Source organism: Nocardia sp. X0981 (genome assembly GCF_977089955.1).
Map to the genome: position 1 here is coordinate 2,814,919 of NZ_OZ372435.1, position 13,687 is coordinate 2,828,605.

Consider the following 13,687-nt stretch of genomic DNA (forward strand, 5'->3'; position numbering starts at 1 on the left):
TGATTTGCGCTGCCCGGGTAACGGCCCCGCCGGGCCGAACGGCGTTCGCCGAACTACCCTCGAACCTATGTCCTCAGCCCAGGCTCCTGCCATCGAACCCGCCACCGCGGCCGGGCGGCCGGGCGGCACGGCGGTCCTCACCACCGTGCTCACGGTGGTCGCGGCGGCATCGGCGGGGCTGGTGTCGATCCTCGTGGTGGGGCTGTCGGCCGCCGAGGCGCTGAGCCTGCTGGGCATTCCCGATCCCGGCCCCCTCACCACCTACGGGCTACCCGCCGTACGAGCGCTGGCGGATCTGTTCGCGGCCTTGACAGTGGGCTCGCTGCTGTTCGCGGCCTTCCTGGTGCCGCCGCAGCGCAGCGGACTCCTCGACACCGGCGGTTACCGCGCGGTGCGCCGGGCATCGGGCCTGGCGGCGGCCTGGGCCGTCTGCGCCGCACTGCTGGTACCGCTGACCGTCTCCGACAGCACGGGCCGGCCGGTATCGGCGATCCTGGCGCCGCGGGATCTGTGGGGAGTCGTCGACGATATCGAGCTGGCCGGAACCTGGCGGATCACCGCGATCGCCGCGCTGATACTGGCGGTCGCCTGCCGGCTGGCACTGCGGTGGGGCTGGACACCGGTCCTGTTCGCGGGGTCGGTCGCGGTGATGATGCCGCTCGCGCTCACCGGGCACTCCTCCTCGGGCGGCTCCCACGATGTCGCCACCAACAGCTTGATCCTGCATCTGATCGCCGCCGCGGTGTGGGTCGGCGGGCTCGTCGCGGTGCTCGTGCACGCGCTGCGCGACGGTAGGCATACCGCTCTCGCGACCCGGCGTTTCTCGGTGGTGGCGGCCGTCGCGTTCGTTGTCCTCGCGGTGAGCGGAGTGGTGAACTCCTGGGTGCGGGTGCCCTTCGACGAGTTGTTCACCAGCACCTACGGACGCCTGGTGCTGGCGAAGGTCGCCGCTTTGGCGGTGCTGGGCGTCATCGGCTGGTTCCAGCGGCGCGCCGCCCTCCCCGCCCTGACCGCGGATCCGGCGGACCGCCGCGCGCTGATCCGGTTCGCGGGTGTGGAAACACTGATCTTCGCCGCCACCATGGGACTCGCGGTGGGGCTCGGCCGGACTCCACCCCCGCCCCCGGCGAGCGTGCCGACACCGGTGGAGGTGGAACTCGGCTATCTGCTCGACGGGCCACCGACCCTCGCGCGGCTACTGTTCGACTGGCGATTCGACCTGATCTTCGGCACGCTCGCCATCGTGCTGGCCGTGCTGTATCTGCTCGGAGTGCGCCGGCTGCGGGCCCGGGGGGACAGCTGGCCGGTGGGCCGGACCGCGGCCTGGCTGCTGGGATGCGCCGTCCTGCTGTTCACCACCTCCTCCGGGGTCGGCCGGTATGCGCCGGCGATGTTCAGCGTGCACATGGGGGCGCATATGGCGCTGTCGATGCTGACCCCCATCCTGCTGGCCCTCGGCGGGGTGGTGACGCTGGCGTTGCGGGCCCTGCCGCCCGCCGGCCGTGCCGGGGCGCCGGGGCCGCGGGAATGGATCCTGGCGGCCGTGCACAACCCGGTTTCGCGTTTCCTCACCCATCCGATCGTGGCCTCGGTACTGTTCGTGGCCGGGTTCTACGCCCTCTACCTGGGCGGAATCTTCGATACCTTCGCCGACTCCCATACCGCGCATCTGCTGATGAACCTGCACTTCCTCCTCAGCGGGTACCTCTTCTACTGGGTGGTGATCGGGATCGACCCCAAACCCCGCCCGGTGCAACCCCTCACCAAACTGGCCATGGTTTTCGGTTCGCTGCCGTTCCACGCCTTCTTCGGCGTGGTGCTCATGGGGATGAGCACCGTGCTCGCCGGTTGGTTCTATCGCAGCCTCGACCTGGGCTGGCACACCGATCTGCTGGGCGACCAGCGCACCGGTGGCAGCCTGGCCTGGGCCAGTGGCGAGGTACCGCTGGTGGTGGTGATGCTGGCGCTGCTGATCCAGTGGTCACGCAGCGACGCGCGGCTGGCCCGCCGTACCGACCGCGCCGCGGAACGCGACGACGACGCGGAACTCGCCGCGCACAACGCCATGTTCGCCGAATTGGCCAAGCGAGATCGGGCAGTAGGTAGATGACCGAGCAGAAAACCCCGCTGAGCCCCGTGCATCCGTTCCGCCGTCTCTACCGGTCGGATGTGCGTGCGGCGCGTCGGCGCCTGGGCAGGTACATCCGCAAGACGCCGGTGTTCCACACGACGGTGTCCGGCCCGTCGGGTCCGGTTCCGGTCACGTTGAAGCTCGAGTACCTGCAGCACGGCGGCACCTTCAAGGTGCGTGGTAGTTACAACGCGCTGCTGGCGGAGCGGGTGTGCCCCGAACACGTGGTGATCGCCTCGGGCGGGAACGCCGGTATCGCGGCGGCACTGGCGGCCGCCGGTATGGGGAAGACCTGCACGGTCGTCGTGCCGGAGACGGCGCCGCACACCAAAGTGGCGGCCATGTGGTCGCACGGGGCCGAGGTGCGCTGGCACGGCACCACCTACGCCGAAGCGTACGAACACGCCTGCGAGCTCACCACCGAACGGGGCGCGCTGCAGTTGCACGCCTACGATCTACCCGCCGTGGTGGCGGGGGCCGGGGTGATCGAACTGGAGCTCGAGGAGCAGGTACGCGGCCGGCCCCCGGTGCTGGTCGCGGTGGGGGGCGGCGGTTTGATCGGCGGTATCGCGGCCGCCGGTGGCCGGCGCCGCGAGATCGTCGGAGTCGAACCCGAGGGCATCCCCACACTGCATTCGGCGCTGAAGGCGGGCGAGCCCGTGGACGTGGGGGTGTCCAGTATCACCGCCGATGCGCTGGGGGCCACACGGATCGGCGAGATCTCCTTCGACGTCGCCCGCCGCTACGGGGTGCGCTCGGTACTGGTGACCGACGAGGCCATCACCGATGCCCGCAACTATCTGTGGCGGGAGTTCCGGATCGTGGTCGAACTGTCCGGTGCGGTGGCGCTGGCGGCCATTCTCAGCGGTGCCTATGTCCCCCGGGAGGGCGAGCGGCCCGTGGTGGTGCTGTGCGGAGCCAATACCGAACTGCCGGTGCTCTGATCCGCCGGCGGAACACCGCTGTGCTCGACCGGGATACCGGCTGCGCCGGGCTGCCTCGGCTCGTGCCGGTGTGCCCGGAACTCCGCGGGCGATCGCCCGGCAACCCGGGTTCGCCCCGGCCGCGTGTCACCGACCGCGGATGAAGTGCCCGGATCGGCTCTCGGCCACCGTATTTCCCCATCCGGCCGACGTGGTCCGGATTCCGGTATCGGCACCGGTCGGCCCCGGTTCCCGTCCCGGTACGCCGGTCGCTCGGGCCGGAAGTACCGCTGTCTCCCCGCATCACCGCGGGACCGGACCCGGATTTCGCCGTCGGACCGGTCGGCACGTACCGCGTTCGCGGTGCTTAAACTCGTAGTCGTGCAGCAATCTCTCGCGACAGTGTTCGTCGGTCGCGATACAGAGGTCGAGACGCTGCTGTCACTCGGCCGTGCCGCCGCCGCGGGGCAGGGCGGCGCGGTGCTGGTGGAAGGCGAAGCCGGTATCGGCAAGACCGCCCTGCTCGACGCCGCGGTCCGGCGCTTTCCCGAATTCGGATTACGGGTACACAGCGGGGGAGCCAAACAACTCCAGCGGGATGTACCGTTCGCCGCGGTGGGGTCGTGGCTCGCGTCCGCCGCGGAGCGTGCCGGTATCGATGCCGATCCGATCCGGCTACTGCTCGGCGGCGCGCCCAAAGCCGGCGGTGCCGCCGCGACCCACGAATTCGCTCTCGCCGAGCTACTGCTGCAGCACATCACGGACTGGTGCTCGGCCGGGCCGGTCGCGCTGATCCTGGACGATATCCACTGGGCCGACCGTTCCAGCCTGGCGGTACTGCACCGTCTGTGCACCGTGGCGAGCCGGCTGCCGCTGCTGCTCGTCCTGGCCACCCGGCCGCTGCCACCGGAACCGGCGTTCGAGGCGTTGAGCTCCGCACTCTCCGCGGGTGGCGCCATCACCGTGCGGGTGAACGCACTGCCCAGCGCGGCGGCGGCGACCATGGTGCGACGGCTGGTCGGCGATGCCCCGCGGCCGTCCCTGCTGCGTCAGGTCGCCGGCGCCGAAGGTCATCCGCTGCACATCACCGAGCTGGTGGCCACCTCGATTCACGATGCGGCGCTCGCGGATACGGAGTTCGCGACGGGAGGTGATTCCACCGGGCGATCACCCGATTCGCTGGCCGAGGCGATCTGGCGGCGGCTGGGTTTCCTCTCCCGGTCGACCCGCAACATGTTGCCCATGGCCGCTGCCCTCGGCCCCACGGTCGATGTGGTGGAGCTGGCCGCGGTACTCGACAGCCACCTCATGGAGGTGTGGAGCGCGGTCACCGAGGCGGTGGATGGCGGCCTGCTCACCAAGGTCGACTCCGAACTGGTCTTCCGGCACGACCTGATCCGCGACGTCCTGGCCGACCGGTTGCCCGCCTCGTTGCGTTCGGATCTGTTCCGCCGGGCCGGGCGGGTGCTGCAGACCACCGGTGCGCCGATCGAGCGGATCGCCTACTACCTGGCGATGAGCGAACAGGAACTGAGCACGGCCAGCCTGCGGTGGTTGCTCTCGGTCGCCGACGAGCTGATCGTGCGGGCGCCGGAACTGGCCGTACGCCTGGTCACCAGGGTGACCGACCTCGCCCGGCTCGACGGTCCGACCCGCGCCGCGATACTGCGGGCGCGGACCCGCGCTCTGCTGTGGAACGGGCGCGCGATCGAGGCCGAAGCCGCGTTGCGGGTGGAGCTGCGATCGCGCCGGGAACACGGCAGGGATCCCGCACTGCGGTGGCTGCTGGCCCAGGTGTGCCACGCCCAGGGCCGGCTCGCCGAGGCGGTACTGGTCGCCGAGACCGCGCTGAACACATTGGATCTCGACGATGCCGACGCGGCCCGTTTCCTCGGGTTGTGCGCCTTGGACAATTTCTTCCTCGAACGGTTCGCCGAGGCCGAAGAAGCCGGCCGGCGCGCGGTCGAAATGGGTAGAAGGTCGGCGAATTCGCTGGCCACCGGGTACGGGCTGATGACGTTGGGAGCGGTGCGCTACACGCGCGGGCGTCTCGACGAGGCCCTGGAACTGAGTACACAAACGCTCGAGGTGCTGCGGGACGGCGCGGGGTCGGACCAGATCGATCCCTATGTGCTCTACGCGCACTGCCTGATCGAACTCGACCGTCCGGCCGCCGCCGAAGAGGCGCTGATGACCGCGATCGGCCACAACCGCCGGACGCACGGGGTGTACCTGGCCCCCAACCTGCTGGCCAAGGCCCGCTTGTATCTGCTGGCGGGGCGATGGGACGAGGCCGTCGCCGAATGCGAGGCCTGCCTCGAGGCACCGGATATCCTCGGTTATGCCCCGGTCGCCCACGCCCTGACAGCACTGATCACCATTCATCGTGGCGCGGCCGTAACCGCTTCCACCGACCTCGCCGCCCCGGATGATCGGTTGGGCAGCGCGGGCTACGCGTTCATGCTGCCGTGGGTCACCGCGCTGGTCCACGAAACCCGGGGCCACCCCGACCGGGCGCTGCGTGAGCTAGTCCGGGCCCGGGAGCGCCTTGCGGGCGGTATGAGTTCCTCCACCCTGCACTACATATTTCCCGATATCGCTCGCCTGGCGTTCGACGCCGGCGCGGAGGACGCCCTGCGGGATGTGCTGCTGGCGGCCGAGGAACTGGTGGCCGGTCAGGTAACGGCGTCCCGGACAGGAATCGCGTTACTGTGCCGGGGGCTGGCCGAACACGATCCGGAACATCTCTACGCCGCCGCGCGGGCCTTCGAGCGGTGCGGGTGGCCGCTCCACGAGGCCCAGGCCCACGAGAACGTCGCGGTTCTGCTGGGCGCGAGCGGGCGTGGTCGCGAGGCGCGGGAGGCATTGGAAACCGCGATCCAGCTCTACACTCGTCTCGGCGCCTCCTGGGATTGCGCACGGGCCGCCGCCCGGGTCCGGCGATACGGGATCCGCCGGGGAGTGCGCGGTCCGCGGAACCGGCCGAAGACCGGCTGGGCCTCGCTGACCGAGACCGAACGCGCCGTCGCGTTGCAGGTGGCGGAGGGCTGTTCCAACGCCGATATCGCGGCGCAGATGTTCCTGTCGCGCCGCACCGTGCAATCGCATGTGTCGAGCATTCTCGGCAAATTGGGGCTCCGGTCGCGGCGGGAGATCGCCGCGGCCATGCCCGCCACCCGGTGAGGACTCCCGGTTCGCGAGCGGTGAGCCGATGATCGGGCGGGCATTCATCCACAGGTTCGTGGCCGGGACGAGTTGTCCACAGATTCCGTTCCAGCCGGTCACCGCGGTGCCGGAGGGGTCACGATGGGTGAGTTCCCGGATCGCGGGGCGCTCGCCCGGAGACACCGGGCACAACGAAGGGGGCGGATATGTACGAAACAGTGGCGACAGTGGTGGGTACCGTGGTGACCGAACCGGTGAAACGCGATCTGCCGAGCGGGGAGCAGATGATCAGCTTCCGGCTGGCCAGTACCGCGCGGCGACTCGATCGCGAATCCGGCGAATGGGTGGACAATGGGATGCTGTTCCTGAGCGTGAGCTGCTGGCGTCGGCTGGTGGCCGGGGTCGACGCCTCGATCCGGCGGGGGGATCCGGTGATCGTGCAGGGGCAGCTGCGGTCGAACGAATACCGCACCCGGGACGGCGCGGAACGCCGGGATCTGGAGATGCGGGCGCATACCATGGGGCCTGATCTCAGCCGGTGCACCGCCCCGGTGGTGTCCCGGCGGGGTGGGCATTCGCCGACGTCCGGGAATATTTCCGGCGCCGCGGGCGCTGGGTCTGCCGGTATCGGGGAGGCGGGGGAGCAGGACGATCCGATGGCGGAGCCGTCGGGGCGGGTCGTGGAGCCCGTGAGTACCGACGTGTGAAACCACAGTGATGTTCGACGGATAGGGTGATCGCTATGGCTGAGTTCATCTACCAAATGAAGAAGGTTCGGAAGGCGCACGGCGATAAGGTCGTGCTCGACGATGTCACCTTGAACTTCCTTCCCGGCGCGAAGATCGGCGTGGTCGGTCCCAACGGCGCCGGTAAATCCAGCGTGCTGAAGATCATGGCCGGATTGGACCAGCCGAACAACGGCGAGGCCTTTCTCGCGCCGGGCGCCAGCGTCGGGATCCTCCAGCAGGAGCCCCCGCTGAACGAGGAGAAGACGGTCCGCGGGAACGTCGAGGAGGGCCTCGGCGAGATCAAGGTCAAACTCGACCGGTTCAACGAAATCGCCGAACTCATGGCCACCGATTACTCCGACGAGCTCATGGATGAAATGGGCAAATTGCAGGAGGATCTGGATCACGCCGACGCCTGGGATCTCGATTCCCAGCTCGAGCAGGCCATGGACGCTCTGCGCTGCCCGCCGCCCGACGAGCCGGTCACCAACCTGTCCGGTGGTGAGCGGCGCCGGGTGGCGCTGTGCAAACTGCTGCTGAGCAAACCCGATCTGCTGCTGCTGGACGAACCGACCAACCACCTCGACGCCGAGAGCGTGCTGTGGCTGGAGCAGTTCCTGGCGCAGTACCCCGGCGCCGTCCTGGCGGTCACCCACGACCGGTACTTCTTGGACAATGTCGCCGGCTGGATCCTCGAACTCGACCGTGGCCGGGCCATCGGCTACGAGGGCAACTACTCCACCTATCTGGAGAAGAAGGCCGAACGGCTCGCCGTACAGGGCAAGAAGGACCAGAAGCTGCAGAAGCGGCTGAAGGAAGAACTCGCCTGGGTGCGCTCCGGTGCCAAGGCACGGCAGGCCAAGAACAAGGCGCGGCTGGGCCGGTACGAGGAGATGGCAGCCGAGGCCGAGAAAATGCGGAAGTTGGACTTCGAGGAGATCCAGATCCCGGCCGGCCCACGCCTGGGCAGCGTCGTGGTGGAGGTCGAGCACCTGGACAAGGGTTTCGGCGACCGTCAGCTGATCAAGGATCTGTCGTTCACCCTGCCACGTAACGGGATCGTCGGCGTCATCGGTCCGAACGGCGTCGGTAAGACCACTCTGTTCAAGACGATCGTCGGACTGGAAGCGCCGGACAGTGGCACGGTGAAGGTCGGCGAGACGGTCCAGCTGAGCTATGTGGATCAGACCCGTGCCGGTATCGACCCGAACAAGACGGTATGGCAGGTGGTCTCGGACGGTCTCGACTACATCGAGGTCGGTCAGCAGGAAATGCCGTCGCGGGCCTATGTGAGCGCCTTCGGCTTCAAGGGCCCCGATCAGCAGAAGCCGGCCGGTGTGCTCTCCGGTGGTGAACGCAACCGCCTGAACCTGGCGCTCACCCTGAAGCAGGGGGGCAACCTGATCCTCCTCGACGAACCGACCAACGACCTGGACGTGGAGACCCTCGGGTCGCTGGAGAACGCGCTGGAACAGTTCCCCGGCTGCGCCGTGGTCATTTCCCACGACCGGTGGTTCCTGGACCGCACGTGTACACATATCCTCGCTTGGGAAGGTGACGCCGACAACGAGGCCAAGTGGTTCTGGTTCGAAGGCAACTTCGAAGCATACGAGGCCAACAAGATAGAACGTCTCGGTCCGGAAGCCGCACGGCCGCACCGAGTGACGCATCGCAAGCTGACTCGCGGGTAACGCCACGGAATTTTTCCTGCTAGACGGGTGCGGGACTACCCTCGGTTCCGGTGTCGGTGTGTCCGAGAAAACCGCATTCAAGGGAGTGGGAAATGACGGTCTCGTCCGAATTGGCCAGCGAGGCATGGATTGCCGGATTGCCGGAGGGTCTACGTGCCGGGCTCGATGCGCTGGAGACCGGTTATTTCCGGCATGTCGAGACCGAGGACACCGACTGTGAGATCACCGCACCCACTCCCACTTTCCTGGCCCATCTGAAGCTGGCCCTGACCCGGCAGCCGGGTCAGGGCCTGGTACGCGCGCATCACCCCGACGACGGCTCCGGGCTGGGTGCCGCCCTGCAGATCGTGACCGACGATATGCCGATGCTGGTCGATTCGGTGACGGCACTGTTCACTCGGATGGGCGGCACCATCAGCGAAGTCATCCATCCCATCTTCACGGTGCGGCGGGACGACGACGGCCGGCTCGTCGAGGCCCGTCAGCACCAGGCGGATGAGAGCCGGGCCGATGACTCCGGTATCCACGAATCCTGGATCCACCTGCAATTACATCCGGCGACGAGTGCGGAACTACTCGCCGAGATCGTCGCGGCCGTACCCGAGGTCATCAGCGATGTGCGCCAGGTCAGCCGGGATACCGAAGCCATCCACGCACTGCTGCACCAGCTGGCGGACGGGCTGGACCGTACCGGCGATTCCGCCGCGGCGGCCGAAGCCGATATCGAGCCCACCGATTGTGCCCGGTTGCTGCGGTGGATGGCCGCCGGTAATTTCACCGTGCTCGGGTACGCCCGCTACCGGCGCGAACCAGGAGACTCGGTGCCGGTGCTGGTCGCCGATTCGGCTCTGGGCGTACTGCACCCTGGTACCGGGAGCGGTTTTCAGGTGCCGGTCAGCCCCGGTGAACGGCCGCTGCTGCGGATGACGCAGGGCCTGGCGCCGGTGACCATGCAGCGGGCCGTCTACCCCTACTTCATCGGTGTGGCCGATCTCGACAGCGCGGGTGAAGTGCGGGGTGAGCATCTTTTCATCGGTGTTTTCACCGTGACCGCACTGCACGAGAACGTCCTGGACATACCGGTGGTGGGCCAGCGGGTGCGTTCGGCCATCACGGGCAGTGGCTTCGAGCTCGACTCGTTCTCCGGCCAGGCCATGCTCGAAGTGATGCAGGGCTTCCCGCGGTCGGAACTGTTCTCCTCCGATGCCGCGACCCTGCGGCGCACCGCGGCCGCGGTACAGAATGTGGGATTGCGCCGCCAGGTGCGGTTGTTCCTGCGAGTGGACCCCTACGGCCGGTTCGTCACCGCGATGGTGTATCTGCCGCGGGATCGCTACACCACCGCGGTGCGGCTGGAGATGCAGGAAATCCTGGTTCGCGAACTCGGCGGCGCCTCCATCGACTACTCCGCGCGCGTGAGCGAAAGCGAGCTCGCCAGCGTGTATTTCACCATCCGGATGCCGGACGCCGATACCACCGAACCGGTTCGGGTGTCCTCGGCCGAGGCGATCTCCGATACCGAGCGGCTGCGCATCCAGCATCTGCTCGCCGAGGCCAGCCGCACCTGGGACGACCATCTCAACGACGCGGTGAGTTCCTCGACGGTGCTGGATCCGCGTATCGTGCGCCGCTACTGCGAGGCGTTCCCGGAGGGGTACAAACAGGATTTCACCGCTCGCCGTGCGCTCGCCGATATCGACCGCCTCGAGCGGCTGGCCCCCGGCAGTATCGATCAGCACCTGTACCGCACCGCCGAAGCGCCCGCCGGATCCTGGCGCTTCACCCTCTATATCGGCGGCGGCGGTATTTCGCTGAGCCAGGTACTGCCCGTTCTGCAGAGCCTCGGTGTCGAGGTGGTCGACGAGCGTCCGTACCGGATCCGGCGGGAAACCGACGGCGAGGGTGTAGCCGAGGAACGCTGGATCTACGATTTCGGTCTGCTGGCCAGCCCGGAACTGCTCCACGCCGCGCTCGACCAGGATCTCGATGCCGAATTGCTGGAGGTGACGCCGGACAGCTTCGCGGCCGCCTCGGCGGCGGCGTTGGGGGTGCGCAAGCGTTTCACCGCCGCGTTCGACGCGCTGTGGTACGGGCGGGCGGAGGCCGACGGGCTCAACGAACTCGTATTGCGGGCGGGTCTGTCCTGGCGTGAGGTCGCTGTGCTGCGTACCTACGCGAAATACTTGCAGCAGGCGGGATTCCCCTACAGCCAGGTCAATATCGCCCGGGTCCTGCACACCTACCCCGACGCCGCGCGGTTGTTCGCGCAACTGTTCGCCGCCCGGTTCGACCCGGATACCCACTCCGCCGAACACGCCGCCGAGTTGGAAGAGCGCGTACGTGAGCGGATAGACCAGGTGGTCAGCCTGGACGCGGACCGGATTCTGCGCGCTGTCCTGGGACTCATCCGAGCGACTCTGCGTACCAACTACTACGTCACCGACGCCGATGGCGCACCGCGCGAATTCATTTCGGTGAAGGTGGAACCGCAGGAGATCGCCGAACTCCCCCAACCGCGGCCGAAGTACGAGATCTTCGTGTACTCACCGCGGGTGGAGGGGGTGCATCTGCGGTTCGGCGCGGTGGCGCGGGGTGGTTTGCGCTGGTCGGATCGGCTGGAGGATTTCCGTACCGAGATCCTGGGTCTGGTGAAGGCGCAGGCGGTGAAGAACGCGGTGATCGTACCGGTGGGTGCCAAGGGTGGTTTCGTGGTGAAACGTCCGCCGGCGGCCACCGGGGACGCCGCCACCGACCGCCAGGCCCGGATGGCGGAAGGGGTGGAATGCTATCGCACTTTCATCTCGGGTCTGCTCGACATCACCGATAACGTCGATCTGGCCGGAGGGCAGGTCGTGCCGCCGGAACGGGTGGTGCGCCGGGACGGTGACGATACGTATCTGGTGGTCGCCGCGGACAAGGGGACGGCGACGTTCTCCGATATCGCCAACGAGGTGGCGGGGCGGTACGGGTTCTGGTTGGGGGATGCGTTCGCTTCGGGTGGTTCGGCGGGTTATGACCACAAGGCGATGGGGATCACCGCGCGGGGGGCGTGGGAGAGTGTGAAGCGGCATTTCGCGGAGATGGGGGTGGATACGCAGTCGCAGGATTTCACGGTGGTGGGTGTGGGGGATATGAGTGGGGATGTGTTCGGCAACGGGATGTTGTTGTCGGAGCATATTCGGTTGGTGGCGGCGTTCGATCATCGTCATATTTTCCTGGATCCGGATCCTGATGCGGGGTCGTCGTTCACCGAGCGGCAGCGGTTGTTCGGGTTGGCTCGGTCGAGTTGGGCCGATTACGATCGTTCGCTGCTCAGCGCGGGCGGGGGAATCTACGACCGCACAGTGAAATCGGTGCCGATCAGCCCGCAGGTCCGGGCCGCGCTGGGCCTGCCCGATACGGTGGTCTCGCTGTCCCCGCCCGAATTGATCCGGGCGATCCTCGAGGCGCCGGTCGATCTGCTGTGGAACGGCGGTATCGGTACCTATATCAAGGCGAGTACCGAAACCAATGCCGAGGTCGGTGACAAATCCAACGACGCGGTCCGGGTGAATGCCGACCGGGTGCGGGTGAAGGTCATCGGTGAGGGCGGGAATCTCGGTGTGACGCCGTTGGGGCGGATCGAGTTCTGCCGTAACGGTGGGAAGATGAACACCGACGCGCTGGACAATTCGGCCGGGGTGGATTGCTCCGATCACGAGGTGAACATCAAGGTTCTGCTCGATGGGGTGGTCTCGGCGGGGGAACTCGATATCGAGGACCGTAATCCGTTGCTGGCCGAAATGACCGACGAAGTCGCGGAACTGGTGCTGCGGGACAATATCTCGCAGAACTATCTGATGGGTATATCGCGGGCCGAATCCGCGCGCATGCTCAATGTGCACCGCCGGCTCATCGAGGAGCTGGAGAACGAGCGCGGACTCGACCGGCAGCTGGAGGCACTGCCCACCGATATCGTGCTGAAACGCCGGCTCGACGAGGGGACGGGGCTGACGTCGCCCGAACTCGCGAACCTGCTGGCTCATGTGAAGCTGGCGCTCAAGTCCGATCTGCTCGCCGGAGATCTGCCCGACAGCGCGTTCTTCGCGGCGCGCCTGCCCGAGTACTTCCCGACTCCGCTGCGGGAACGTTTCGGCGCGGCGATCAAGAAGCACCGGCTGCGTCGCGAGATCGTCACCACCATGATCGCCAACGAGGTGGTGGACTACGGTGGCGTGACCTATACCTTCCGCCTGGGGGAGGAGATCGGCGCCACCGCGACCGATACCGTGCGCGCTTTCGCCGCCGTCACCGATATCTTCGGGCTGCACGATATCTGGGCCCGTATCCGTGCCGCCGACACCACGGTGGCCGTTCGCGACCAGCTCGAGCTGGAGACCAAGCGGACACTCGACCGCGCTTCGCGCTGGCTGCTCACCAACCGGCCGCAGCCCATCGCCGTCGGTGCCGAGATCAACCGCTATCGGGTGGGTGTGCAGGAGTTGGCGCCCAAGGTGCCCAGCTGGTTGCGTGGCCACCACGTGACCACACTCACCGACCACGCGGCCGATCTGGTCGCGCACGGCGCACCGCTCGACCTGGCCACCGAGGTTTTCGGGCTGTTGCACCTGTTCCCGCTGCTCGACGTGATCGATATCGCCGATATCACCGACCGCTCCGGCGACGAGGTGGGCGCGCTGTACTACGCGCTGAACGAACACCTGAAGATCGACTGGCTGCTGGAGGCGGTGAGCCACCTGGAACGCGGCGACCGCTGGCACGCCCTGGCTCGCCTCGCGCTGCGCGACGATATGTACAGCTCGCTGCGGTCGCTCACCCTCGACGTGCTCTCCGGCGGCGACCCGGAGGAAAGTGCCGACGAGAAGATTGCATACTGGGAGTCCAAGAATCAGTCCCGGCTCGGCCGTGCACGCGCGGCACTGGCGGAACTGTTCGAATCCGGAACCCACGATCTCGCCACGCTGTCGGTTGCGGCGCGGCAGGTGCGCAGCATGGTGAGTGGGGTGGGCGCCCAATCGGAGGTACCACGGTGACGAATGCTGTTTCCCA

6 protein-coding genes are annotated in these 13,687 nt (G+C 67.6%); all 6 read left to right on the top strand.

Annotated features, from left to right (window positions below; genetic code table 11):
• Nucleotides 1-67 precede the first annotated feature (67 nt).
• The 6 genes from ACYR7D_RS12310 (at nucleotide 68) to ACYR7D_RS12335 (ending at nucleotide 13,671) form a co-directional block, all read left to right on the top strand.
• Nucleotides 68-2,110: a cytochrome c oxidase assembly protein gene (locus tag ACYR7D_RS12310; protein WP_459549644.1), complete on the top strand. Its 2,043-nt coding sequence runs from the start codon at nucleotides 68-70 to the stop codon at nucleotides 2,108-2,110.
• Nucleotides 2,107-3,075, top strand: a complete 969-nt coding sequence (locus tag ACYR7D_RS12315; protein ID WP_459549645.1) for a threonine/serine dehydratase — start codon at nucleotides 2,107-2,109, stop codon at nucleotides 3,073-3,075. Before ACYR7D_RS12310 ends, ACYR7D_RS12315 begins: the two co-directional genes overlap by 4 nt.
• Before the next feature lie 360 nt (nucleotides 3,076-3,435).
• Entirely contained in the window at nucleotides 3,436-6,237 is a 2,802-nt protein-coding gene (locus ACYR7D_RS12320) for an ATP-binding protein (RefSeq protein ID WP_459549646.1), read from the top strand.
• Nucleotides 6,238-6,425: 188 nt separating this feature from the next.
• The gene (locus tag ACYR7D_RS12325) at nucleotides 6,426-6,926 is read left to right on the top strand and encodes a single-stranded DNA-binding protein (protein WP_459549647.1); all 501 of its coding nucleotides are present in this window, start codon (nucleotides 6,426-6,428) and stop codon (nucleotides 6,924-6,926) included.
• A 35-nt stretch (nucleotides 6,927-6,961) separates the two neighbouring features.
• Nucleotides 6,962-8,638 carry an energy-dependent translational throttle protein EttA gene (gene ettA, locus ACYR7D_RS12330; protein WP_459549648.1) on the top strand — a complete coding sequence of 559 codons (1,677 nt, stop codon included), beginning with the start codon at nucleotides 6,962-6,964 and terminating at the stop codon, nucleotides 8,636-8,638.
• A 92-nt stretch (nucleotides 8,639-8,730) separates the two neighbouring features.
• Nucleotides 8,731-13,671 (top strand): NAD-glutamate dehydrogenase, encoded by a 4,941-nt coding sequence (locus tag ACYR7D_RS12335; protein ID WP_459549649.1) that lies wholly within the window; start codon nucleotides 8,731-8,733, stop codon nucleotides 13,669-13,671.
• The last annotated feature ends 16 nt before the right edge of the window (nucleotides 13,672-13,687 follow it).

Bases quoted from the DNA above. Each gene is read 5' to 3' on its own strand.
- ACYR7D_RS12310 (WP_459549644.1), top strand. From the start codon at position 68: ATGTCCTCAGCCCAGGCTCCTGCCATCGAACCCGCCACCGCGGCCGGG.
- ACYR7D_RS12315 (WP_459549645.1), top strand. From the start codon at position 2,107: ATGACCGAGCAGAAAACCCCGCTGAGCCCCGTGCATCCGTTCCGCCGT.
- ACYR7D_RS12325 (WP_459549647.1), top strand. From the start codon at position 6,426: ATGTACGAAACAGTGGCGACAGTGGTGGGTACCGTGGTGACCGAACCG.
- ettA (WP_459549648.1), top strand. From the start codon at position 6,962: ATGGCTGAGTTCATCTACCAAATGAAGAAGGTTCGGAAGGCGCACGGC.
- ACYR7D_RS12335 (WP_459549649.1), top strand. From the start codon at position 8,731: ATGACGGTCTCGTCCGAATTGGCCAGCGAGGCATGGATTGCCGGATTG.